General features: G+C 67.6%; 18 protein-coding genes and 1 tRNA gene. 9 read left to right on the top strand and 10 right to left on the bottom strand.

The genetic code is table 11. The features are described from left to right. Positions 1–132: 132 nt before the first annotated feature. A complete protein-coding gene (locus FHR82_RS34195; RefSeq protein WP_184814755.1) occupies positions 133–843 on the bottom strand; it encodes a histidine phosphatase family protein in 711 nt (236 codons plus the stop codon). 110 nt (positions 844–953) lie between these two features. Here FHR82_RS34195 and FHR82_RS34190 point away from each other — a divergent pair, with 110 nt between their 5' ends. After that, positions 954–1,544, top strand: a complete 591-nt coding sequence (locus FHR82_RS34190; RefSeq protein ID WP_184814754.1) for a hypothetical protein — start codon at positions 954–956, stop codon at positions 1,542–1,544. A 3-nt stretch (positions 1,545–1,547) separates the two neighbouring features. On the opposite strand, the gene FHR82_RS34185 is transcribed toward FHR82_RS34190, so the two are convergent. Beyond that, positions 1,548–2,387 carry an undecaprenyl-diphosphate phosphatase gene (locus FHR82_RS34185; protein ID WP_184814753.1) on the bottom strand — a complete coding sequence of 280 codons (840 nt, stop codon included), beginning with the start codon at positions 2,385–2,387 and terminating at the stop codon, positions 1,548–1,550. Beyond that, positions 2,384–3,433, bottom strand: coding sequence for an LLM class F420-dependent oxidoreductase (locus tag FHR82_RS34180; protein WP_184814752.1), 1,050 nt, complete (start codon positions 3,431–3,433; stop codon positions 2,384–2,386). Before FHR82_RS34180 ends, FHR82_RS34185 begins: the two co-directional genes overlap by 4 nt. A gap of 93 nt (positions 3,434–3,526) precedes the next feature. On the opposite strand from FHR82_RS34180, the gene FHR82_RS34175 reads away from it, so the two are divergent. From FHR82_RS34175 to FHR82_RS34160, 4 genes are all read left to right on the top strand, one after another. Further along, positions 3,527–4,498, top strand: a complete 972-nt coding sequence (locus tag FHR82_RS34175; RefSeq protein ID WP_184814751.1) for an aldo/keto reductase — start codon at positions 3,527–3,529, stop codon at positions 4,496–4,498. A gap of 54 nt (positions 4,499–4,552) precedes the next feature. Continuing rightward, positions 4,553–5,239 (top strand): carbonic anhydrase, encoded by a 687-nt coding sequence (locus tag FHR82_RS34170; protein WP_184814750.1) that lies wholly within the window; start codon positions 4,553–4,555, stop codon positions 5,237–5,239. Positions 5,240–5,365: 126 nt separating this feature from the next. After that, entirely contained in the window at positions 5,366–6,352 is a 987-nt protein-coding gene (locus FHR82_RS34165; protein WP_184814749.1) for a YncE family protein, read from the top strand. Then, entirely contained in the window at positions 6,349–6,561 is a 213-nt protein-coding gene (locus tag FHR82_RS34160) for a DUF5703 family protein (protein ID WP_184814748.1), read from the top strand. The genes FHR82_RS34165 and FHR82_RS34160 overlap by 4 nt, the downstream gene beginning before the upstream one ends. A gap of 13 nt (positions 6,562–6,574) precedes the next feature. On the opposite strand, the gene FHR82_RS34155 is transcribed toward FHR82_RS34160, so the two are convergent. From FHR82_RS34155 to FHR82_RS34145, 3 genes are all read right to left on the bottom strand, one after another. Further along, positions 6,575–7,117 (bottom strand): DUF2231 domain-containing protein, encoded by a 543-nt coding sequence (locus FHR82_RS34155; protein WP_184814747.1) that lies wholly within the window; start codon positions 7,115–7,117, stop codon positions 6,575–6,577. A 69-nt stretch (positions 7,118–7,186) separates the two neighbouring features. Next, a complete protein-coding gene (locus FHR82_RS34150) occupies positions 7,187–8,041 on the bottom strand; it encodes an alpha/beta fold hydrolase (protein ID WP_225943840.1) in 855 nt (284 codons plus the stop codon). After that, a complete protein-coding gene (locus FHR82_RS34145) occupies positions 8,038–9,345 on the bottom strand; it encodes a M20/M25/M40 family metallo-hydrolase (protein ID WP_221464691.1) in 1,308 nt (435 codons plus the stop codon). Before FHR82_RS34145 ends, FHR82_RS34150 begins: the two co-directional genes overlap by 4 nt. An 85-nt stretch (positions 9,346–9,430) precedes the next feature. On the opposite strand from FHR82_RS34145, the gene FHR82_RS34140 reads away from it, so the two are divergent. From FHR82_RS34140 to FHR82_RS34125, 4 genes are all read left to right on the top strand, one after another. Then, positions 9,431–9,514, top strand: a tRNA-Leu gene (locus FHR82_RS34140). 100 nt (positions 9,515–9,614) lie between these two features. Then, positions 9,615–10,097 (top strand): hypothetical protein, encoded by a 483-nt coding sequence (locus tag FHR82_RS34135; RefSeq protein WP_184814745.1) that lies wholly within the window; start codon positions 9,615–9,617, stop codon positions 10,095–10,097. Beyond that, positions 10,094–11,146 (top strand): tyrosine-type recombinase/integrase, encoded by a 1,053-nt coding sequence (locus FHR82_RS34130; protein ID WP_184814744.1) that lies wholly within the window; start codon positions 10,094–10,096, stop codon positions 11,144–11,146. The genes FHR82_RS34135 and FHR82_RS34130 overlap by 4 nt, the downstream gene beginning before the upstream one ends. Before the next feature lie 415 nt (positions 11,147–11,561). Beyond that, positions 11,562–14,438, top strand: coding sequence for a TIGR02391 family protein (locus tag FHR82_RS34125; RefSeq protein ID WP_184814743.1), 2,877 nt, complete (start codon positions 11,562–11,564; stop codon positions 14,436–14,438). A gap of 114 nt (positions 14,439–14,552) precedes the next feature. Here the strand turns inward: FHR82_RS34125 and FHR82_RS34120 are convergent, their stop codons facing one another. From FHR82_RS34120 to FHR82_RS34105, 4 genes are all read right to left on the bottom strand, one after another. After that, entirely contained in the window at positions 14,553–15,863 is a 1,311-nt protein-coding gene (locus tag FHR82_RS34120; RefSeq protein ID WP_184814742.1) for a hypothetical protein, read from the bottom strand. 61 nt (positions 15,864–15,924) lie between these two features. Beyond that, positions 15,925–20,127 carry an NACHT domain-containing protein gene (locus FHR82_RS34115; protein WP_184814741.1) on the bottom strand — a complete coding sequence of 1,401 codons (4,203 nt, stop codon included), beginning with the start codon at positions 20,125–20,127 and terminating at the stop codon, positions 15,925–15,927. Positions 20,128–20,552: 425 nt separating this feature from the next. Next, positions 20,553–22,496 carry a DNA ligase D gene (ligD, locus tag FHR82_RS34110; RefSeq protein ID WP_225943839.1) on the bottom strand — a complete coding sequence of 648 codons (1,944 nt, stop codon included), beginning with the start codon at positions 22,494–22,496 and terminating at the stop codon, positions 20,553–20,555. Between the two features lie 652 nt (positions 22,497–23,148). Next, complete coding sequence (locus FHR82_RS34105; RefSeq protein ID WP_184814739.1) at positions 23,149–24,036, bottom strand: hypothetical protein; 888 nt, start codon at positions 24,034–24,036, stop codon at positions 23,149–23,151. Positions 24,037–24,200 lie beyond the last annotated feature (164 nt).

The raw sequence follows: 24,200 nt of genomic DNA, 5'->3' as shown, positions 1-24,200 counted from the left end.
CCACTCCTATGGTGCCGCCGAAGCGGAGACTTCGAGTGCACAGATACTGGCACAATCGCTGCTCGTCAACCTGGGGTTTCACCCAGATCGTGACGCCTTTGCACGGTCCGTGCGTCCGGGTGGGGCGCGTGGTCAGGACGAGCGGCCGGTGTCGCCGCCCGGCACCGCGTCGCCCGGACGAGGACCGTCCGGTTCTGCGGGTTGCGGCTTGGTCGGCACGATGCTCGCGAGCTCGCCGCCGTTGTCGTTCATCCGCAGTACGAAAGGCCTGGTCTCGGTGTACTGGACGACCGAGACCGACGCCGGGTTGACCACGATCCGCTGGAACGTGTCGAGGTGCTGGCCGAGCGCGTCGGCCAGGATCGCCTTGAGCACGTCACCGTGGCTGCACAGCAGCCACACGGCCTCGGCCCCGTGTGCGGCGGATATGCGCGCGTCATGCGCCCGGACCGCCGCGACGGCCCTGGTCTGCACCGAGGCGAGGCCCTCACCGCCGGGGAACACCGCGGCGGACGGGTGCTGCTGCACCACCGACCACAGCTTCTCCTTGCCGAGTTCCGTCAGCTCGCGGTTCGTCCAGTCCCCGTAGTCCACTTCGGACAGGTTCGGCTCGGTGACCGGGGCGAGCCCGCGCGCGGCCGCGATCGGCGCGACGGTCTGCTCGCACCGCAGCAGCGGCGAGCACACGATCTCCGCGACGGGAATGGTGTCGAGCCTGGCCACGAGCGCGTCGGCCTGTTTGCGGCCCGTTTCGTCGAGTTCGACACCGGGGGTCCGGCCGGCGAGGACGCCGGAGCCGTTCGCGGTCGAGCGGGCATGCCTGAGGAGTACGACGGTGGCCACGGCGCCAGACTAGCCGTCGCCGATCATCCGATCTGTCCGATCACCCCGCACGGAGAGATCGCCGTCGTTACGCTGTGGCACGTTCGCCATGCACCGGATGGGGAGGTCCTGTGTTGATTCGAGCGATCGCCGTTGTGTCGTGCCTGCTGCTGGCGGGGGCGTGCACTGGGGAGACCGAGGCGGAAAGTCCCACGGGTGAGACCGTGCTGGCGGGCCTCACGCCGGAGCGGCTGTGTGAACTGCTGCCCGTCGACACGATCGAGCAGACCCTCGACGTCGTCGTCACGGACACGAAGAGCCGCCAGTCCGGCAGGCCGCCCATCCTCAGCAAGACCTGCCGGTACGAGGTCGAGTTCGCGCTGGCGGACGTGGAGTTGCTGCCGCCCGCCATCATCGTCGACGTCAAGCAGACCCGGGACAAGGGCGTCGACGAGATCCTGGACCACGAGTTCACCGACCTCATGGCCGAGAACGCGAAGACCGCGCCCTACGAACGCGTCGACGGGCTGGGCGAAGCCGCCGGCTACGGCGACAACCCCACCCTGGGCTCGGAACTGCCCGAGTCCCAGCTGATCGTCGTGTTCACCGCGGGCGGCGAACGGTTCGCGTTCGACGTCTCGGTCTCGCCGCACACCCCGGTCGAGAAGCTGACCCCGCTCGCCACCGACCTGCTGGCCGCGCTGGAAGCCGAGTTCGGCTGACCGTCAGGGAGCCGGCCCGGCGTCGGGCGACAGCACCCCGAAGCCGACGAGGACGAACAGCAGGACGCCCAGCGCGATCCGGTACACCACGAACGGCAGGTAGCTGTGCGTGGAGATGTACTTCATCAGCCACGCGATCACCGCGTAGCCGACGAGGAACGCCACGACCGTGCCGAGGATCGTCGGCCCCCACGCCGGCGCGTCGTCGCCGCCGATGTCGGTCAGCTTGTACAGCCCGGACGAGAACACCGCGGGCACCGCCAGCAGGAACGCGTACTCCGTCGCCTGCGGGCGGCGGTAGCCCAGCAGCCTGCCCATGGTCACCGTGCCGCCGGACCGGGACACGCCGGGGACCAGCGCGAGCGCCTGCGCGAACCCGTATGCCAAGCCGTGCGGGATCGTCAGGTGGTCGAGGCTGTACCGCTTCTTGCCGAGGTGATCCGCGACCCCGAGCAGGATGCCGAAGACGATCAGCGTGGCCGCGATGAGGCGGAGATCACGGAAGGCGTGCTCGATGGAGTCCTGGAACAGCAGGCCCAGGACGGCGATCGGGATCGTGCCGATGATCACCAGCCACGCCATGCGCGAGTCCGGGTCCTCGCGCCAGGTCCTCGGCCTGCGCAGCGACCGGAACCAGGCGACGAAGATCTGCCCGATCTTCTTGCGGAAGTACAGGATGACGGCGGTCTCGGTCCCGATCTGGGACACGGCCGTGAAGGCCGCGCCCGGGTCGTCCCAGCCCGCGAATGCCGCGCTGATCCGCAAGTGCGCACTTGAGGAGATCGGGAGGAATTCCGTGAGTCCCTGGATGAGACCGAGAACGATGGCTTCCAGCCAGCTCAACTACCTACTCCTGCGAGATCCAGAGCTTCCACCGCGACACGCAGGGCCGCGATGCTGTGCTCAAGATCTTGCATGACCGGGGAAACGGTCAGCGTGGTGACCCCCGACTCGGCCAGGGCCTGCATCTTCTCCGCGATCCGCTCCTTGGAGCCCAGCAGCGCGGTCGAGTCGAGGAAGCCGAGCGGCACCTTCGCGGCGGCGCCGTTGTAGTCCTTCGCGAGGTACAGGTTCTGCACCTCGGCCGCCTCTGCCTCGTAGCCCATCCGGCACGCGAGGTTGTTGTAGAAGTTCTGCTCGCGGCTGCCCATGCCGCCCACGTACAGCGCCGCGTACGGGCGGATCTGGTCGGCGGCGGTCTTCCAGTCGTCGCCGACGACGATCGGCGAGGTGGGCACGACGTCGAAGCCCTCGAGCGTCTTGCCCGCCTTCTCCCGGCCCTTGCGGATCAGCTCGAGTGACTCGGGGCCGTACTCGGGCGAGTAGAAGATCGCGAGCCAGCCGTCGGCGATCTCACCGGTCAGCTCGAGGTTCTTTGGGCCGATGGAAGCGAGGTAGATCGGGATGTCGGCGCGGTGCGGCGCCACGATCAGCTTCAGCGGCTTGCCGGGCCCGTCCGGCAGCGGCAGCGTGAAGTGCTTGCCGTCGAAGGAAACCCGTTCGCGGCGCAGCGCCTGCCGCACGATCGAGACGTACTCGCGGGTGCGGCCGAGCGGCTTGTCGAACTTCACGCCGTACCAGCCCTCGGACACCTGCGGGCCGGACACGCCGAGCCCGAGGCGGAACCGGCCGCCGGAGAGCGTGTCGAGCGTCGCGGCGGTCATCGCCGCCATCGTGGGCTGGCGCGCGGGGATCTGGAGGATCGCCGAGCCGACGTCCATCCGCTCGGTCTGCGCCGCCACCCACGCGAGCACCGTCGGCGCGTCGGAGCCGTACGCCTCCGCGACCCACGCCACCGAGAAGCCGAGCCGGTCGGCCTCCTGGGCGAGCTTCAGGTTGTTCGCGTCGTTGCCCGCACCCCAGTAACCCATGTTCAGTCCGAGTCGCATGCCCGGAGACCTTACCGCCAATTGACGCCCTGCCAATTGTGACGTCGGTGAGTCTGCCAGCGAGTACGCCGACCTGCCCGTACTCTTCGCCCGGTGGAGCAACGACACCTCGGGCACAGTGGGCTGCGGGTGTCCAGGATCGGCCTGGGCACCATGTCCTGGGGCCAGGACACCGACTCGGACGAGGCCGCGAGCCAGCTCGTGGCCTTCGCCGACCTGGGCGGGACGCTGGTGGACACCGCCGACGTCTACTCGGACGGCGAGAGCGAGCGGATCCTGGGCGGCTTACTCGACGACCTCGTACCGCGCGAGGACCTGGTCATCGCGACCAAGGCCGTCGCGCGACGCGATGACGGCCCGTTCGGCGGCGGCGCCTCACGGGGCGCGTTGCTGTGGGCGCTCGAGGGCTCGCTGCGCAGGCTCGGCGTGGACCACATCGACCTCTGGCAGCTCCACGCGTGGGACGCCGCGGTACCGCTCGACGAGACGCTCTCCGCGCTCGACGCGGCCGTGACCAGCGGAAAGGTCCGCTACGCCGGGGTATCCAACTACAGCGGCTGGCAGCTCGCGACCGCGGCGTCGCGGCAGCACGGCAAGCAGGCCACGATCGTGAGCACACAGATGGAGTACTCGCTGCTGGAGCGCGGCATCGAGCGCGAGGTCGGGCCCGCCGCCGACCACCACGGCATCGGGCTGCTCGCGTGGGCGCCGCTGGGCCGGGGGGTGCTGACCGGCAAGTACCGCGCGGCGACCCCGGCCGACTCGCGGGGCGCGTCCCCGCGCTTCGCGCCGTACGTGGACCAGCACCGCAACGAGCGGGCGGCGCGGATCGTGCAGGCCGTGGTCACGGCGGCGGACGGGCTCGCGACCTCTCCCCTGTCGGTGGCGCTGGCGTGGGTGCGGGACCGGCCGGGCGTGTGCTCGGCGATCGTCGGTGCCCGGGACACCGGGCAGTTGCTCGGTTCGCTGGTGTCCGAGGAGCTGACGCTGCCCGCGGCCATCAGGGCCGCGCTCGACGACGTGAGCGACGTCGAGCTGAGCTATCCCGAGGTCCACCTGAGCTGACGCTCCGTCACCAGACCATTGCACAATTCACACTAACCGGGCATCGTATGCAGTATGGAGTATGCAAAGTTGTCGCGTCGCTCCCTGCTGGTTCTCGGTGCCGCGGTCACCACCGGCATCGCCGCCGACGCCACCTTCCCTGCCTCTGCCGCTCCCCACTCCCCCGACCCCACCGACCCCTGGCAGCGCCTCGTCGCAGGCAACAGGCGGTTCGCCGCGGGCCGTCCCCGCCACCCCCGCCAGGACCCCGGCCACCGCGAGAGCCTCGCCGAGGCCCAGCACCCGTTCGCGTGCGTGCTGGGCTGTGCCGACTCCCGCGTCCCCGCCGAACTCCTCTTCGACCAGGGCCTCGGCGACCTGTTCACCGTCCGCGCGGTGGGCGAGGTCCTCGACGACGCGGTGGTGGGCAGCATCGAGTACGCCGTCGAGCACCTGCACGTGCCGCTGGTCGTGGTCCTCGGGCACTCCGAGTGCGGCGCGGTGAAGGCCGCGATCGACCTGGCCGACGGCACGAGCGCGGTCACCGGGTCGGTCGACACCGTGGCCCGCGCCATCGAGGCGGCGGTCCGCGCCACCCCGCGCGTGCCCGACGAGAAGGCGTTCGTGGCCGCCTGTGTCCGCACCCAGACGACGCGGGTCGCCGACGAGCTGACCCGGCGGTCCCACGCGATCGCGACGGTCCGCCCCAGGGTCGTCACAGCCGTCTACGACCTGCGGACGGGTCTCGTGAAGAGCCACTGACGGCCCACCCGACACGACACCCCGGCGAGGGGTTAGCGTCCAGTGCGTCTTTAGGGGATGCTGGACAGATGTCCCGTCGGCGCGACACGGGTGCGCCGGCGAGACCGGGGATCGTGCCGGAGGTCGATGTTGCGTCGCAAGGTTGCCGTGCTGCTGGTGGTATGCGCGGCGGTTGGCTCGGGTTGTTCCGCCGAGCAGCAGGGCGACGAGTTGATGGTGACCGACAACCCGGTGGCGGCGGTCGCGGCCGTGTCGCCACCGGCCGCCACCACGCCCGCCGGCGCCGTCACCGCGCTGGCAGACGACATCGTCGCGATGGCGTACTCACCGGAGTCCGGCACTCTCGCGGTCGCGGGCAAGGACACGCTCCGGCTCTACCCGCTCGGCGACACCCTCGGTGAGCCGAAGACGGCCGCCGTCACCGCCGAGTCACTCACCGTCGACGGCGGCGCCTTCCTCGCCGCGGGCAAGAACGAGGTCACGCGGGTGTCGGCGGACGGCAGTGCCAGCGCGGCGGGCTCGTTCCGCGGCGAGCCGGTCAGCACCGCCGCGTTCGACGGCAGGACGCTGGTGGCGATGCGGGACGAGCGCGCGGTCGCCGTCGTCAAGGACGCCAAGGTCCAGCGCATGATCAGCGGCGACATGATGAGCGCCGACCAGGTCGTGTCGGCAGGCAAGGGCGCGGTCGTGCTGGACCGGCTGCGCAACGCCGTGTTCGAGCTGGACGTGCCGGGCGCGACCATCGCCCAGGGCCTGCGCGCGGGGCAGGGCGCGACCAACGCCGTCGCCGACCGGTTCGGCCGGGTCCTCGTCACCGACACCCGGGGCGGCGCGCTGCTCGCGTTCTCCCTGGACCCGCTCCTGATGCGGCAGAACTACCCGGTCGCGGGCGCGCCGTACGCCATCACTTATGACTCGAAACGTGACCTGGCGTGGGTCACGCTGACGGAGACGAATGAGGTCGTCGGCTACGACGTGGCCGGTGAAGAACCGAAGGAGAAGTACCGGTTCCCCACGGTGTCCCAGCCCAACACCGTGGCGGTGGACCCCCGCACCGGACGCGTGATCGTCGCGTCCGGAACAGGAGATGGGATTCAGGTGATTGCGATATGAGCACAGAGGTGGTCGACGGGGACTGGGAGTACCGGCCGCTGCGCCTCCCGCCAGGGTTGTCGCGACGTGCAGCGGCCACGCAACTGTCCATCCACGCCGAGTTCGCAGGATGGGAGCTGTCCAACGTGCGGCTCTACTCGGACGGGAGCAGGCGCGTGCTGCTCAAGCGCAAGCGCGCACGCGGTCTGTTGCCCGGTCTGAGCACGTAGGACGCTCCCCGGTTCACCCGCCGTTCTGCGGCGGGAGGTTCTGGACGCCCTCCCACACCGCACGCGCGCCGGCGTCGCCCACGCGGTAGATGTGGATGCCGTTGCCGACCGCGAGCCCCACGGTCAGCACCGCGAGCACGATCATGACCAGGGCCGGGGCCTTGCCTTGCTGCTCTTCGACGTCCTCGGTGCCCGCCGAGCCCACCGCCACCTTCGCGGTGGTCCTCCGCTCCGCCCTCGAGTGCACCACCATCAGCGCACCGACCACGATCGTCAGTCCGAGCGACCACCAGATCATGAGGTTGGCCAGCGCCTCGTGCGCCTGGACCAGCGGGTTGGTGCCGACCCGGTTCGCCAGGTCCTCGCCGCTGCTCGTCGCGACCAGCACCAGGACCGTGCCGACGGCCGAGACCGCGAACACGAGCCAGCCGTACCGCCGCCGCACAGCGGGCCAGAGTGCTGTGAGCAGGGCGCCCAGTGATGCGATCACGAGCAGCACCACCACGAAGTGCACCACCAGGGGGTGGAGCGGCAGTCCGCCTATGAATTCGGGCACGATGCCTCCGTACTTGTCTCGGGCCGTTGTCGTCTTGTCGGCTCGTTACGCGCCGCTACGCCGAATGGTTCACCTGGCGAGCGCCTCCCGCACCTGGGCCACGATCCTCGGCACCACCTCGGCGACCCCCTCGAGCGGCAGCATGTGCCCGGCCCCCGGCACGGTCACCGAATGCCCCTGCAGGGCGTCGGGGTGCCCGACGGGCACGAGGCGGTCCTTCTCCCCCGTCATCGCGATGATCGGCCACGCGGCCACCGCCTCCAGGGCCGTGTCCAGCGCACCGCGGTCCAGCGCGGGCCGGAACAGGGCGACGGCGTCCGGCCAGTGCCAGGACACCATCTCGGCGACCAGGCGCACGTCGTCCGGTTCGGGGTCCTCCCCCAGCAGCAGCCACCGCAGTCCGATCGTGGTCGCCTTGTCGATCCGCCGGTGCACCTGGTCCACGAGCCGCGGCCCGAGTATCGCGTGGAAGTCCTGCGCGAGCCGCCCCAGCGGCCGCGGCAACGCCTCGGCGACCCAGCCCACACTCGTCGAGAGGAACAGCAGGGCCCCGATCCGGTGCGCGGCGAGCAGCCGGTGCCGCGCGGCCATCACCAGCGCGACGTGCGCCCCCATCCCGTGCCCGACGATCACCACGGGACCGTGCGGGATCGCACGCTCGACGACCTCCGCGAGATCGTCGGCAAGCCGTTCGAGCGTCGCGGTGGAGCTGTCGGCCGACGACGACTCCCCATGCCCTCGGTGGTCGTAGGCCACGACCGACACGGACGCGGCCTCCGGCAGCAAGGACATGACCTTGTGCCACACCCGACGGTCCATGGCGTAGCTGTGCAGGAGGAGGACCGTGGCGGGTGCGTCGGGGTCGCCCGCGCGGACGAGCGCCAAGGAAGCCCCGTCCGCGAGGGCGTACCGCTCGGTGCTCAACAGTTCCGCAGGAACCGATCAAGGACCCGGGTGCCGAATCGCACGGCGTCCACGGGCACCCGCTCGTCCACGCCGTGGAACAAGGCGGTGAAGTCGAGGTCGGGCGGCAGCTGCAGGGGCGCGAACCCGAAGCACCGGATGCCCAGGGTGTGGATCGCCTTGGCGTCCGTCCCACCGGACAGGACGTAGGGAATGGTCCGGGCGCCGGCGTCCTCGGCCCGAACGGCAGCGGTCATGGCCGCGACGAGGTCCCCGTCGAAGGTGGTCTCGACGGCGGGCAACCGCGAGACCCACTCCCGCTCCACGTCCGGCCCGAGAATCTCGTCGACCTCACGGAGGAAGGCCTCCTCACGCCCGGGCAGCACCCGGCAGTCCACAACGGCCTCGGCCACGGAAGGGATCACGTTGGCCTTGTAGCCCGCGTTGAGCATCGTCGGGTTGGCCGTGTCACGCAGAGTGGCCCCGACAACCCGCGAGAACGGCCCCAGCTTCGCCACGGCCCCAGGCAGGTCGTCCTCGTCGAACGCGACGCCGGTCAACGAGGCCACCGAGTCGAAGAACGCTCGCACAGAATCGGTGATGACCAGCGGAAACTCGTGCGCCCCGAGCCGGGCGACAGCAGCGGCGAGCTTGGTGACCGCGTTGTCGTCATGCAACATCGACCCATGCCCGGCCCGCCCCCGAACCCGAAGCCGCATCCACGCGATCCCCTTCTCGGCGATCTCGATCGTGTAAGCCCGGACGTCCTCCCCCAGGGTGACGGAGAACCCGCCAACCTCACCCACAGCCTCGGTAACCCCGTCAAACAGATCAGGCCGATGCTCAACCAGCCACTGCGATCCGTAGTGCCCACCGGCCTCCTCGTCAGCCAAGAAGGCGAAGACGAGATCCCGAGGAGGCACGATCCCATCCCGCTTGAACCGCCGAGCGACGGCGAGCGTCATCGCGACCATGTCCTTCATGTCCACGGCACCGCGCCCCCAGATGTACCCGTCCTGGACGGCCCCGGAGAAGGGATGAACCGACCACTCGGTCGGGTCGGCAGGCACGACGTCAAGATGCCCGTGGATCAGAAGCGCCCCACGCGACGGATCGGCCCCGGCCAGCCGAGCAAAGACGTTCCCCCGCCCAGGAGCCCCGGACTCCACGTAGACGGTCTCGTATCCCACCTCCTCAAGCTTGCCCCGCACGTACTCGGCGGCAGCCCGCTCCCCGACGGTGGTCTCCAGCTCCCCAGTGTTCGAGGTATCGATCCGAATGAGCTCGGAAGTAAGCTCGACAGCCTCGTCCTGGGCCAGGTTCATCTGCTCGGTCACGTGGCACTTCCTACCACCCCAGCCCCCCAGAAAGCCCGCCGAACGGCGTCCGCTACGCTATGCGCACCACAGAGTCCGAGTGGCGGAATGGCAGACGCGCTAGCTTGAGGTGCTAGTGCCCTTAACGGGCGTGGGGGTTCAAGTCCCCCCTCGGACACCGATATCCAGGAAATCCCCGGGCAGCAGCCAGTATCCTTCCTATCACGCTGCGCTCTTCTCTCGCGTCCTCCCCGCGTTCCATGCCGGGGGTGGTCACCGTGGCTGACCGCAAGATCGCCCCGCTGATCCCGCCCAAGCTCACGCGCGGGACTGGACGGCAGCGGCTCGCCGCCCGCAACGCGCACCTCGATGTCGTCGATCTCCTCGCCCCGCCGCGCACCGGGTCGCTCGTGTACGGCATGGGCAAGATCGACACCTGGGGTGTGATCACCAACCGGTCCACAATCGACGCTCTCGGCTGGACAACCGGTGACCTCCTGCACATCGCACTGGTCGGCGGATCGATCGTGGCCCACCGCGACGAGACCGGCGCGTTCGCCATGGGCACCAAGCCCTACTTCGTAGTCCCAGCCGCGATACGGCACCGCAGCGGCCTGCACTCCCGCGATCTCGTGCTGATGGCCGCCGACCCCCACCACGACGTGCTGGTCGTCCACCCCCTCGCGGCGCTGGACACGATGATCACCACCTACCACGCCACCCTGACCACGACCGGCACTACGGGCGGTGGTCCGCGATGACGACCAACCTCACACCCGCCGCACCGGGAACCGCAGCGGACCGCGAACTGATGGCCGCGGCGCGGATGATGCTCCAGCGGATGGGCGTCGACCCAGCCGACCTGATGACCGACCCCGCCGACCGGCCACCGGTCCCCACCTTCGACGCCTACATCCCCGAAGTAGAGAAAGCCGTCTCCCCCGGCACCGCCAAAACCTACGGCTCCTACTGGAACCGCATCCGGGCGAAATGGGGCCCGCGGACCCTGCTGGAACCGACCGCGACCGAGATCAAGCAGTTCGAGGAGGAGATCAAGGCCAACGCCGTCCCCCGCCGCAACTCACGCGGCGGCCGCGGCACCGCCGAGAACTTCATCGCCGCCCTGCGCTGCATCTACCGGCACGCCGAGAACGACGGCCTGATCAAACCCGACGAGAACCCAGCTCGGCGGACCGCGAAGCCCCGGCGGCAGGGCTCCAACCGGCACGCGCTGTCGACCGACCAGATGAGTGAGATCAACTTCTACGCTGGTACCACCGGCGACGACCCAGAACTCGACACACTGCTGCTCCGGCTGCACACCGAATCGGCCTGCCGCACCGGCGGCGCCCTGGCCCTACGCCCCCGGGACCTCAACGAGGACCAGTGCCTGATCTACCTCAGGGAGAAGGACGGCACGGCCCGCTGGCAACCGGTCTCCCGGTCGCTCATGACCGCGCTCCTCGACCACTCCGAGGCCCGGGGCGCGGCCGATGATCCGGATGGACAGCTGCTGCGGTACCGCAACGGCAACCCGATCACCCACCGCCGCTATGACCACCTCTGGGTCCGCCTCGGCCGGTACCTCCCCTGGATCACCACCCTCAACGTGTCCGCCCACTGGATCCGACACACCACCCTCACCTGGGTCGAACGCAACTTCGGATTCGCCATCGCCCACGCCTACGCCGGCCACTTCGACGAAGCAGACAACAAAAACGCCACCATGACCTACGTCAAAGCCGCCGTCCACGACGTCGCCACCGCACTGTCCGCCCTCACCGGCGAACCACATCCGCTCGCCAGCTAACCTCGCGGTGGTACTGGTACCGGTCCCCTCGTGGAGTCGGTGCCAGTACCACTGGATAGATGGTCTTGTCAGTCCGCCGCAACGTCAGCAGTCAGGTCGGATCTGTGCACACACCAGCACCGATCCACAGCCGGGCTGGTAGTGGTACCACCGACCATCGCGAGCGGTACCGATACCACTGCCCGTGGGAAACAGATGACTCTGCGTGTGTGAGGGACCGTGCCGGGCGGGGGCAGATTGGATCCGTAACCCTTCCGTGGTGTCAGCAGGGCCGGGCCGGCGACCTGCGGTTCGGGGCCCTTGTCGGGTCCGGGATGCGACCCATGCTCGGCGATGCTGTCGAGGTCGTGCCGGCTTCGCCAATCACAAATTTCGCCGGGTGTCCCACCATGCCGTGTCGGGCCTTCATGCCCAGATGATCACCGCTATCGTTCTAGCAACAACAGTGATCTCGGTGTTCGCCACACCCGGCGGTACGGGACAGCGCGAACGGAAGGGGGTCACGGGTGTGGACCACGGCTCTGCGGTGAACGCAACCGATCAAGGCCTGCTTCAGTTGATCTACGACCTGATGAGTCAGCGTGGAGATTGGCCCACGTTCACGGCTGTGGACCTGCGGGCTGACCGTGACCTGGGGGTCGAGGATGCTCAAGCAGCGTTGCTCGCGATCCCGGAAGGTTACATCTCCAGGCCGTGGCAGGCCCACGGCTTCTCCGACCGCGACGCAGTGCGCCTCACCCTGCGCGGCGTAACGATGTGCGCGGGTGGCCGGCAGGACCTGGACCTCTCGGCCCGGTTCGTCGCCTGGGTCGTGAAGGTTGAGAGTGAGGCGTCGGACGACGGCGAGACCCCGCTCGTAGCAAAAAGCGTCGACTTCGCGGCGTACCTGGAGTTGCCCCTTGGGTCAGCACGCCCTGGACCGGTGGAGTCCGCAGCCGGCGCCGAGTCCGATACCGAGACGGAGCAATCCGCACCGGCGCAGGACCCTGACGAGACGCCTGACTTCGTGCGCACACGAGCAGCGCTGTCGCGGATGCGGGTACTGGTTGATCTTCTTCCCCATTTCTGGATAGGCGTTAATTGGCAGCAAGAAGAGCCGTGGTTGTGGGAGCTCACCATCGATCGCCGGCGTCTACGGCCCTACCGGCGGCTGCAGGGGCCGGACGCGCTCCTGGAGTACGCCGAGTCGGTTGAGCGCGAGCGCGTGGCCGCCCAGAACGTGAACTCCCTGCGCCAGGGATCAGTGAATATCTTTCACGGCCCGGTGACCGTTCAGAGCGCACTGACTGAGGTGGAAACCGGTGTCCCGACGGGGACTGGGGATCTGGACGTTCTCCTGCCGATCTTGCGTGCGGAAATCACCGAGGTCAGCGCGGATCTCGTCCGTGCGAACCGGTTCGATGACGCCATTTTCGCGGCCTTTCGCCGGGTCGAACATGAGCTCCAGCAACGGACACAAAACGCGGCGATCGGCAACGAGTTGATTAAGGCCGCCTTCGTCGAGCGACGCGAGCCGATCCGTGTTACGGTCCGAGAGCAAGACAAGGATCGACTCGTCGAGCTGTTCAGCGGCGCCATCGGCTTATTCAAGGGCGACCGGTCGCACAAAGATCGACCCCTTCTGCCGTGCCGGTCACGTTACGAGTGCATGCGGCTGTTGGCCCACGCAAGCACGTTGCTGGACCTGCTGGATCGCGACATCGATCGGGCCCCGATCGTCCGGGGCTACGAGCACCGACAGGGCCATACCCTGACCCTCTGGGTCGACCGTGCGAGCAGCCAGGTGGAGGTCTGGCTGGACGAGACGACTCGGCTGGACAAACTCAGCTATCGGCCAGGGACTCTGGTTGTCGACGTCGCCCGCGTGGCGCCTGGAGAGCACCGTATCCATTTGGCCGACGGCCACCGTCAGGGTGCTGCTCATACCGTCTGGCTCACCAGCGAGCCGGGGCTGTCCTCGTGGTACCGGGTCATCGAGGTGAACCTGCCCCTCTATGGCGACGCGGAGGGCGAGCAGCGACTCGACGTCAGTGGGGTGCGGCTGTACTGCCTGGAGGCGGGTACTGCGAGTGAACGCATCCTGCCAACGCGAGAGGTGTACACGGTCGGTCATTACGTGAGTTGGCACTGGTCAAGTACCGCGGCGATCGGCGGGGCGTGGGTAGGTGACCGCGATGGCGGGTCCCTGCGCAAGCTCTGGGAGGTCTCGACCCTGTTCGAAGGCCAGCCGGTCGCGCCTGCACACCCCATACGGTTGATGCACATCAGTATGGAACCCAGTCGTCTACGGTTGCGCATCGGGGCCAAAACGCCACTGCGGGTGCTCGCGCATCTCACCGATGGCACCGCGAGGTGGACCGAACCACTGGACGACCCGAAGGTCGAGACTGGCGACGAGAAGACCGTCTTTTACAAAGGCGGCGCGGTAATCGCGAAGGCGCCAGGCGCCACCACGCTGCGATGCCTGCATGCCGGCTGCTCCACCGAAGCCAGCGTCGAAATCGCCAGCCACCCGCGCGGCACCGTAACCGAACTGCTCACCGGCTTGCCCCCCGTTGCTGGAATCGCCTCCACCGCGAAGGGGTTAGTGGTCAGCACCCGCGGGACCCAGCTGTGGAGAGTCGGGCGGGAAGGGGTTTATCGACTGATCGCCGCCGTGCCACGGATGCCTACGGTCCTATTGGGAACGGATACCCTCGCCGCCAGGGCCGATGGCGAGCTCGCCGTACGGATCACCGGGATCCGCGAACTCCAGGTGCTCCATCATCACGACGAATACGCCACCAGCCACATCGTCAACCCGGACTGCCTCGGCACGCCCATGGCGTTCGTCTGGGACAACGAAGACCTCATTGTCGCTATGGACAGTGGCACGATCCACCGCGTGGCCATGGACAGCGCAGCGACCCAACTTGCCTCGTTCGAGGGTGTACCAATCGCTGTCGCGTGTTCGGCGGACGATCTCCTGGTGCTGTGTGGTCCCCGGCCCGACGCGGAGCCACCGCAGTGCGTCAACTTGTTGTGGCGGATTCCGCACGGCCAAGCGGAGGGCGTCAACCTACTGGCACACCAGGGCTTGACCGAACTCGGCGGAGTCGCATACGTCGGGGACGACATCTACGTGAGCGACTTCCGTTCAGGCCGCGTCCTGCGACTGCCCCATGACCAAACGGCCGAGCCTGTGACGGTCGCTGACGGTCTGGTCAACCCCAACCAACTGACGAGCGACGTCGACGGAACACTCTATATCGCCGACTGGGGCGCAGGAGCAATACACCAGATCCTGCCCTAGACATTTGACGAGCGGCGGCCGAACCTGTGAAGGAACAACATTCGGTCGTTCTGCAATTGTGTTCTCATAGACCACGAAAATGGCCAGTACATGGCTGTCATCGGGGCTCAGTTGCTACAACCGGAGTTGCTCGATGTGGGTCTCGACGAAGCCCGCGATCCTTGCCCAGGTGCTGCCAGATGACGTGGCGTTGCCGAGCGCCAGACGCAGCACACCGGCGTCCTGGTCGGCGGGGTCGCGGGTGATCTGGATGACCTCGTAGGCCGTGACGCTGTTCTGCTGGAGTTGCTTTAGCCGCCGGTGCTGCGGCCGCCAGGTCGCCTGCTCATTGAGGGTGAGTTGGGGAAAGCGTGTCAGCCATGGCGCCGGTTGTGGGGCGAGTACTTCGTGGACGGTTGGGAGGACGTCGTCGCGAACGAGGTTGTCGAGATCCTTGCCGTGCGGCGGGGTCACGGCCAAAAGGGTGGCCTTGACCGGGACGAGCAGTGGGGTGAACACCGGCCACCGCGCCCGCCACCGCTGCAGCTGTTCACGCAGGCCGGTGCGAAAGCTTGCCCGCTCGCCGTGAGCGGTCGGCAGTGCGGGCAGCGGGATGTGCAACGGGTGCGACAGCAGCGTCGCCCGGTCGCTGGCGACGATGTCTGCGAAAAGCGCGTCCAGGCGCTTACTCGCGACGCCCGCGCGGTGGCGATTCGGGTCGAGGAGGCCGCGACTGCGGCAGAGCACCGAAGCGATGAGCGCATCGGCCGTGCCAAGCAACGCCTCCTGCATCTGGGACTGACCATGCAATCTCAGCCACACGTTCAGGTCGGTCCACCGCTGCACCTGGGCCGGGGCGGTGGCCAGTCGAACGTTGAAGGTCGGGCTGAGGTCAACCTCCGGCAGGTCGGGCACGTGGAATGGCGAGTCCGCATCGTCCCAGACGGCGTGATCGCGGAGCGAAACAGCGACCTCAAGGGCGGCGAGCACGTCCCGTAGCGGCCATGCGACGACTGCGGTATGTCCGGTGCCTGGTTCCGGGCCGTCGTCGAGAGGCTGCCAGGCGCGGACGTGCAGCAGCCGGACCTGACGGTCGTCGCGGTACAGCAGGTGCCGACGACTGCCCGGCGGCGTATTGGGTGGGGCCGCGCCGAGCAGGTCCAGGTAGCGCTTGGCGAGGTGTTGTAGCTGGGGTGGTTGCTCTGCAGTCATATGGAAATCGAGGTCGAGCGCCACCGGTCCGGTCAGCACGCCGTGCCGGAGCTGGCGCAACTGCTCCACCCCGCGGGCGAAGTCCGTAGGCCGGTGTCGCCGTTCCCGCCGAGACCCGTGCCGCAGCGGTTCGCCCTCCAGCAACAACCGCCGCCTGCGGGCGTACCGGGCGCGCCACCGGATGAGCCTGCCCGCCTCCGAGTCCCAGAACCCGAGGCCGGTCATTAGATCCATGACCGCAGAATGGCGATGACCACTGTAACCATCATGCCATTCTGCGGAGCCTGTCAAGTGGTCAGATGGGAATGTGCGGTGGCAGGCTCCAGGCGGCGGCGTTTGATGTGTCTCCTCCAGCGCAGATTGTGTGGGCGTTGGCGGAGAGTAGTCGGATCTCGGCTCCGTCGTACAGGTATGTCGCTGAGTAGGTACGTGAAACCGGGTGGCCGTCAGGGGGCCATTGGTGGTCGGGGGTGACCGTGTCCTTTTCGGCCAGCACAGTCCACAGGAGGCACATACGGTTGCTGGCCACGGCGTCTCGAAGGGTTCCGGCGGCGACGTGGACTGTGTCGGGCCCTGGCTCGCGGGCTGCGAAGCTTTCCGCCAGTGGTATGCCTGCGCGTCCCCATTGGAAGTCGCCGACTCGTTGGAGATCCAGGGTCTGGCAGAAGGGGGTTGAGGGCATGAATGTGTACAGGTGTTTGCTGTCGGACTGGTCCCAGTCGTTCGCGACGCCACCATATCGGGTCGTCGTGACGACGAGGGGTCCGGGCGGCGGTGTTTCCTGGTAGGCGGTTCGGTCGCGGGCCTCCAGGTTTGGCCAGTCCGACTTGTATGGGTGGTCGGCGAGTATCAGGCCGGTCGGGCTGCCTGATTCGGGCATCCATCGGCCGTTCCAGTCTTGGCCTTGTGCCCACGTCGCCCAGGCGTCGATATCAGCGGCGTTGACGAGGTAGGAGCGGATCTGTGTCCAGGTCCTGTGATGCGGTACCTCGGCGGCGGCCTCGTCCGGGGTCTGCGGTTGCGACCACTGGTAGTGACCTTCCAGCACCAGCCATCGTTCTCCGGTGGCGTTGGTGCAGGCGAGTAGGTGCTCGACGGGTGGGGCGTGTTCGTCGTGAGTCGCCCACATGGGGTCGAGCACGACGGGGAACGTCGCGGCAGCGGGCGCGAACCAGGTTGGCGGGGTGTCGGCGTAGACCCGATTCTCAGTCCGTCGCAGCAACGTTGTCGGGTCGATGTCATGCCCGTAGACGTCCAGCGGCGTCTGGTAGTCGGTTCTGTTGTCGTCGCGGTAGGTGGGGTCGAGGGCGAACCGGTCGGTCACACGCCCGGCCAGCTGTTTGAACGCTGTCCAGAGGTACTTGCGGGCGTAGCCCTCGTGTTGTTTGCCTTCAGCCGAGCCGGCGCGCGGGAGGTTCCGGTCGATCGTGTCGAACAGTTCGGGTGTCCACCCGAGGTGCAGCACTTGGTCGAACACGATGCGGCCGAGGTAGTCGGCGTCGACCTCGCCCTCCAGCTGGAAGTTGTGCACCAGCGAGCTCATGACGTGCTTGCGGAAGTCGTCGATGTCGGACATGACGGGATGTTTGACGGCGCTGTATCGGTAGGCTGGTGGGCCGGCGAGCTCGTCGATCTCCGCTCGCGACCGTTGCGGCGCAATCCAGTCCGTTGTGTACGGGGGTCGCACACGAGCGGTGATGTCGCTGGGGTTCGGTTGCCAGCCGTGTTCTAGTGCGGCGTCGATTGTCCGGCGTGCGTAATCGCGGCTGAGGTAATTCTGGGGCCAGTAGTCGCGGCTGATGGTGTGGTCGCGTACCGCTTCGGCGATAGTGGCGGCGATGTCGCGGTCACAGGCGCGTTGGGCGATGCTGCAGGCGACGGCCAGCAAGCGTTCCTCGATGGCGTCGTCGCCGCAGTCCGCGAAGAGTTTCAGGATTGGCCCGAACAGGTGGGGGGCGGGTTCCAGCAACGCGATGATGGCTTTGGTGGCGTTGTCGCGGGTTGGCCGGTGCGAGGCGCCCAGCGCCCAGCTGAGGGTGAGCGCGGCCAGGTGGCGGGTGTCCTCGGTGGCTGTGGTGCTGGCGTCTGACCAGGCCCAGCTGATGAGGTTCGGCAGGTGACCGGCGTTGTCGTGCTGCCAGTCGCAGGTGTGGGACCAGGTGACGTCTCGGTCCAGCAGCGTCAAGCCGCGGAGCTGGCGGTGCAGCCACTCCGCGTTGAACCGGTGGCCTGGGACGGTGGCGACCTGCAGTAGTGCGTTGTTGGCCGCGTCGGCGACGTCGGGGTTGGCACGGAGTTCGACGAGGATCGTCTCGGTCCGGTCGGTCAGTGCGTCGGGCATGCGCCACGCGATGCTGAGTAGGAAGTCGTTGTGTGCGTGCGGGTGGTACTCATCCGTTGGGATCGAGAGGACGTCGATCAGTTCGACGCCGTGCGTCTCGGGCAGTACGGAGGCGAGTGCCTGCAGGACGCCAGCGTTGTGGTACCACCGCTGTGCCATGGGTGTGGTCCGCTCGGTGACCGTCGCGAGGTCGTAGGCCGCGATGAGCTTGGCCCATGCGATGTCGCCAAGTCGTTCGTATCCGAACCGGACGTAGCTGACACCGTTGATCAGGAGGTCGGACAGGATCGCTTCCTTAAGCAGGCCGTTGAGTAGACTGCTGCTCCAGCCGCGACCTGGCAGGAGCGTCGTGGTGAGTTGTTCGATCTCGGCCTTGGGTAGCCGACGACCGTGGGTGTGCATGGCGGCGGCGATCTGCTCGACGGATCGGCGGACCAGCGTGCTGCTCCGGTCGTAGTCGCAGCGCTCCGGGTCGGCGAGGCGGTCGTTGATCGCGTCGAGGAAGCTGTCGTAGATCCACGAGGTTCCGAAGCCGGTGCGTGGGAAGCGGTGTTCGCCTCGCGTCTGCAGTGTGGTGCAGAGAAGCTTGAGGAACAGCGGGTTAGTGAACTCCGGGTCCAGCAAAGGGAAAGATGGTCGCTCGATGCCGTACCAGTCGAGGAACTGGCGGATCGCGTCCCGGGAGACCTCCGCGAACCCGGTGTGCTGGAACGTACGGAGGCGCTCTTGCAGAGGGTCGGACAACGTGTCGGCGAGGAACTCGGTCCGGCAGGAGAGCACGAGCCGGATGTGCGGGTACCCGGCTGCGTCGTTGAGGAAGCTGTGCAGGTACTTGTTCCACAGCTTCCGGTCGGCTGGTTCGTTCAGACCGTCGATGATGATCAGCCCGACGGTGCCCGTGGTTTGGCAGGCGGCTTCGAAGGTCGCGAGTAGTTGGCCTGCCGGGCTGTTGAATCCGATGATCCTGCCGAGGTCGGTTTCGATCGGTCCTCGTTCGAACTGCTCGCCGAGCACGATGATCGTCGGCAGATTGTTCGCCGTGCGGGTCTTGGCGAGGTCGCAGAGCAGATGGGTCTTTCCGGCTCCGCCGGTGCCGGTCACCAGGATGGTGGTCTGGTCGAAGCTTTGCCAGGCCCGACCGGCACGCAGCCCGTACAACCCCGAGATCGCGGATTCGATGCTCGAAATCTGGTGGTGAAGGCTGCCTGCGTTGCCGATGTAGTACCCGTCCCGCAGACAGTGCTCCCGAAGCAGATCGACGATGGCGTGTATGGGCCCCTCAAGGGCGTCCATGAAGGGCTTGAGATCGGGCAGCACGCCGTGGGGTCGACGCGCCTGCGCAATGGCGTCCGCCACTGCTTCCTCGAGACGGTCGAGGCGATCTTCAAGCAACCAGATTGCGGGTTCGAACAGCTCACGCTGTTCGTCAGGCGCAGAGAGACCGTAGGTGCCTCGGGCGTTGCGGAGTGCCGCGAGCGCCAATCGGATGTCGTGCTCGAACGCAGGCGTTCGGGCGAGGCCGTCGAAGACCGCGGCGATCGGCAGCTTGACGTTCAGCTCGGGGGTGTACCGGCCGCCCGCGTCGGCCTCAGCCCGCGCCGCGATCGCCCGGAACCGATCTTCAGAGAACGTGTCCAGATCGAACCAGTAACGCAGCCGTCCCACCTGTGATGCTTGGAGCAAGCAACTATTGAGCTGCGTTTCACCCACATATTCGAACGCCACGGTCCGGCCAGCCGCCTCGGCCATGCCCTGCCACTTCGCGACGTACTCGTTCCACTTCGTCCACGCACTCTTCCTCTGCGCCGTGTCGCCCGCCGGCGGATTACAGGGCAACAGCACGAAGTAGCGCTCGAGCGTGGGCTCGGTCTCCAAGACCCGACGTACCGACTTGGTGATCTGTCCGAACTCGTCGCTGTCGAGTTCGAACAGGTACTTCGCCTGCCATGCCCACACCACACCACCGGGAAGCTCACCGCGCCCTTCCCGACCGCCATCCGGGTTCCCGAACACGCTGAATTTGGTGTCGGGTGGCCACGTCACAAGGTCACCAAAGATCATCAACTGGTTGGCGAGTTCCTCGAACCCATCACGTTGCGAGCCCGACGGCGACTTGCCGCGGATCTGCCGCCAGTTGATCTCGGGAAGTTGAGTCACGGAATCTCGCAGTCAGCAATACAAGGGTCGGTAAAACTGGACAACCTGAGCGTCCAATTCTAGACGAGTAGATAGCGTTGGTACCTCAGCGCCACGCGAGAATTCCTCGTGGAGATGTGCCGCAGGCGGGAGTAGACGGTGTAGCCGTCGACAAGGGTTCGCCTTGCCACTTGGCGCGTTTGTTCTCGGTGGTGATCAGGCGGGCCCAACCCTCCCTCTCCTCCGGCTCGGCCCGGCCGGCACTGCTGCATCGCCTGCCGCGTACACCCGCCGTACACCGCGCCCAATTGTGTGGCGCCTCCACCAAGGACCAGCGCTGTGCGGGCCGAGCGCTGCAGAGGAATTGCGTTGCCCGGTCGTTCGTGCGCTGGCGTCGTTCACCACCAGGGCGGAAAGCCGGCCCCGGCTGCAGCGACCAGGCGTAGTCACCGGGCGGGGAGCTCGTCGCAAGCCTCGGCAAGACCGGCGAACAGATCACCGTGACGGTCGACGCGGTGGAGTACTTCGTCAGCGGTGAAGACCAGCTGGTTGGGTTCGCGGCAGGCATGGACCTCGTCCCAGGTGACGGGGGTGGAAACAGTCGGTCGTGCGCGGCCGCGCAGCGAGTACGGCGCGATGGTGGTCTTCGCAGGGTTGTTCTGGCTCCAGTCGATGAAGACCTTCCCCACGCGCAGGTTCTTCGCCATCTTCGCGACCACGAGGTCCGGGGTCTGGACGGCGAGCTGCTCAGCCAGCGTCTTCGCATACGCCGACGGGCTCGTCGCGCTCGCGGCGCGAATCCCTGCGTAGAGCTGCATGCCCTTCGACCCGCTGGTTTTGGCGACCGGCGTGAGGCCATCAGCGACCAGGATCTCGCGGAGTCGCTCAGCGACCCGGCAGCACTCCACGATCGTCGCACCGGGGCCGGGGTCGAGATCGAAGACAAGCCGGTCCGGCGCCCGGCGGGCTGTTGCATCGTTGTCGTCGACGGTCCACTGCGGCACGTGGAGTTCCAGCGCGGCGAGGTTGGCCGCCCACACCAGCGTCGCCAGGTCCTCGACCAGTACGTAGTCGATGTGGTCGCCGTTGCCCCGGGAGCCGCTACTGGGCAGCCGCACGGTGCGCACCCAGGCCGGTGCATGGCGGGCCACGTTCTTCTCGAAGAACGCCTCCCCGTTGACCCCGTTCGGGTACCGGATGAACGTCACCGGCCGCCCGACGAGATGCGGAAGCAACACCGGCGCGATCCGGCTGTAGTAGTTGATCACCTCCCCCTTGCTGAAACCGTCCGGGTAGAGCTCCTTGTCCAGATTCGACAAAGACAGCTGCCGCTCCCCCACCTGAACCATCACCCGTTCGGCGACCACCGGGCCGGGCTCGACCGGGGCTGGTGTGCCGGTGCGGCGGCCGAGGGTAGGTTGCGGCGCGGTGACATCGGTCGGGGCCTTGTCTTCGCGCAGGCCACGCCAGGCGGCGTGCCGCAGTCGGTGGTCGGTTCGGGTGAACTGCCGGTAGACCACCTCCCCCACCAGCGTGGGTTCGACCCAGTGCACGTGCCGGGCGTTCTCCCGGGGCGGCGCTGTGGTGAAGGGCCAGGTCGGGCGCTCCAGTGGAGCCAGTCGTGCATGTAGGTCGCGTAGCGCGCGGTCGGTGAAACCGGTACCCACGTCGCCGATGTAGAGCAGGTCGCCGGTGACGGGGTCGTGCGCGCCGAGCAGCAGTGCGCCCAGCGTGCCGCTGCGGCGGCCTTCGCCGGGGCGCCAGCCGCAGATGATGACTTCTTGGGTGCGGATCAGGGGGTGCTTGCGCCACTCGGGACTGCGTTGTCCGGGGTGATAGCGGGAGTCGTGACGCTTGGCGATGAGTCCCTCGTACCCGGCGGCCGCGGCTCGGCTCAGGAGGTCGTGCGGGGTGATGCCCAGGGCGGTGAGGGTGGCGTGGGGGAACGCGGGCACCACCGTGATGCGGTCCGGGTCGGGTAGGTCCAGTTCGTCGAGGCGGCCGCGGCGCTGGTCGTACGGGGTGTTGAGCAGACTGCTGCCACCGAGCGTGAGCAGGTCGAACACCAGGTACTGGACCGGCGAGTCGGCTACGGAGATGCCCTGCTGGTACTGGCCGCGGCGTTCCTGCATCAGCCCGAACTCGGGCTGGCCGGCTTCGTTGAGCACCACCAGCTCCCCGTCCAGCACCGCAGCCTGACCGCCCAGGGCGTCGCCGAGACCCCCCGAGAGCACGGCGAATTCCGCGGTGAGGTCGTTGCCGTTGCGGCTGGTGAGGGCCAGCGTGCCGTCCGCTGCGACCTGCATTATCGCGCGGTAGCCGTCGTACTTGTACTCGTAGACCCACTCGGAGCTGTCAGGCAGGCGACCGCGGTCCGGAGAGGCAAGCATCGGCGCGACCGCGGCTGGCAGACGAGGACCCGCTCGACCAGATGTCCGAGCCATGCCACCTCCCACCACCGCGCGCCCAAGCTCAGATGGCCCACGAACACTCGACCCGAGCGGTCACTCTGCCGACCGTAACCCACCGAACCAGCGCACGGCGCCCCGAGAAAACGGGATTACGCGACCGATGTACGCGAAGGAGCCCACCGAACACGGGCCGTAGTTATTCTGGTGTCGACAGTCCACACAGGAAGATTCGAGTACGTCCCATTAGGACACGGTTGGCGTGTACTGAGCGGCAGTCGAGTGATCCGCGTCCGCGTCCGCGCCGCGCCAGTAGTTGACCAACGACTCAGCGAGGGTCTGCTTGCAGCCAGGGCACAGCACACCCCCAGGCCCCGCTGGCTGCTCGCCACACTTTCCGCATGTACGGCCTTCCATCGCCACACTCCCTCCCCCGAGCCTCACCTACAGCCGGCGCAGGGGCGTTCCGCACGGCCGCCCGCATACTATCCCCCGGACGGGCACATTTGTTCGATTCGCGCGGCAACGTGGCCGATCAGACACCCGCAAGAGGCACATCGATGCCCTGATCGACACATCCACCCCTGCGGCAGTCACGGAGAGCAGCTACAACACGGGGCGACGTGAAGCGCGTTCAGTCGCCGGGGAGCTGGGACGCACATTCCCGCATGAACTTGGCCATCTGCTCACAGACGGCCGAGAGGTCGTCGCAGTCGCGAGCCCAGTACCCCGCCATGGCTTCCCCGGCCTGCGCAACCACTTTCGCCACGTCGGCCGCCATGAGAGCGTGCCGCTTCTGCCCCAGCTTTGTGTGACTGTGAACGCCGCCGCCGTCCTCGGCGACCTCGTAGGCCGACCAGTTCCCCACAGCCCACGCGGCGTGGTGCGCAACTCCGCTCCACTCTGCGTACAGAGCGCTCCCAGGCTGGCCCAGCGTCTCTCTGATCACGCTGGCCTGACCGAAGGTCCTCACCTTGCCGTCCACCTTCACGCCGAGCTTGTACCCGGCCTCCTTGACTTCCAGACCGCAGCTCGCCACCGCCTTCTTCCAGTCCTCCAGAGTCCACACGATGGGGTCGGGGGACAGGGGACGGCGGTCCTCATTGGCGGACCACAGCCCAATCAAGCTGGCACGGAGCACTCGCTCATCCAGATCGATGTCAGGGGCCATCAGCCACGCCACCATGGCAGTGCCCTCCAGCACGGCACGGGCAACGGAGTAGGCGCCGGTGCCCGGCCACTCGTCCCGGTCGAGTTCATCGCCGAGTTCACCGTCTGCGCGATACATCTTCGCGAGGGAGCGGAGGTGGTGCAGCACGCTCTTGCTCGCGTCCACCGCCATGAGTTCTGCACCGTGAAGCAGCAACTCCTTGTCCGTGATGGGGGACCCCTCGGGACCGATCAAGCGCTCGCTACTCGGCGAGTTCTCGCCAATACGCGGGTCTTGAAGAGTGTTCCACCATGCGGAGCGCAGGTTTGCGTACGCCAGGTGCAAGGCGTCGATCACTCGAATGTCGGTCACGGAAGCAGCCTCCTTGCGTCCTATCGCGGTTGCGATAGAAGGAGTACATGCTGCCGCAGGGGTGCGCGATGACGCACCGGATTTACATGATGCGTCAGGGCCGCACAGGAGGGCTGCGGTTCATCAGGGCATCAGCCAGCACGCGGGTGCGTTCCACATGATCG

The sequence above is a fragment of the Actinophytocola algeriensis genome (assembly GCF_014203735.1).
GTDB classification, from domain to species: domain Bacteria; phylum Actinomycetota; class Actinomycetes; order Mycobacteriales; family Pseudonocardiaceae; genus Actinophytocola; species Actinophytocola algeriensis.
The sequence above is the reverse complement of the archived record's forward strand: the minus strand, read 5'-3'. Positions and strand labels throughout refer to the sequence as shown.

Bases quoted from the DNA above. Each gene is read 5' to 3' on its own strand.
- FHR82_RS34180 (WP_184814752.1), bottom strand. From the start codon at position 3,433: ATGCGACTCGGACTGAACATGGGTTACTGGGGTGCGGGCAACGACGCG.
- FHR82_RS34170 (WP_184814750.1), top strand. From the start codon at position 4,553: ATGGAGTATGCAAAGTTGTCGCGTCGCTCCCTGCTGGTTCTCGGTGCC.
- FHR82_RS34165 (WP_184814749.1), top strand. From the start codon at position 5,366: ATGTTGCGTCGCAAGGTTGCCGTGCTGCTGGTGGTATGCGCGGCGGTT.
- FHR82_RS34160 (WP_184814748.1), top strand. From the start codon at position 6,349: ATGAGCACAGAGGTGGTCGACGGGGACTGGGAGTACCGGCCGCTGCGC.
- FHR82_RS34145 (WP_221464691.1), bottom strand. From the start codon at position 9,345: ATGAACCTGGCCCAGGACGAGGCTGTCGAGCTTACTTCCGAGCTCATT.
- FHR82_RS34130 (WP_184814744.1), top strand. From the start codon at position 10,094: ATGACGACCAACCTCACACCCGCCGCACCGGGAACCGCAGCGGACCGC.
- FHR82_RS34125 (WP_184814743.1), top strand. From the start codon at position 11,562: ATGATCACCGCTATCGTTCTAGCAACAACAGTGATCTCGGTGTTCGCC.
- FHR82_RS34120 (WP_184814742.1), bottom strand. From the start codon at position 15,863: ATGGATCTAATGACCGGCCTCGGGTTCTGGGACTCGGAGGCGGGCAGG.
- ligD (WP_225943839.1), bottom strand. From the start codon at position 22,496: ATGCTTGCCTCTCCGGACCGCGGTCGCCTGCCTGACAGCTCCGAGTGG.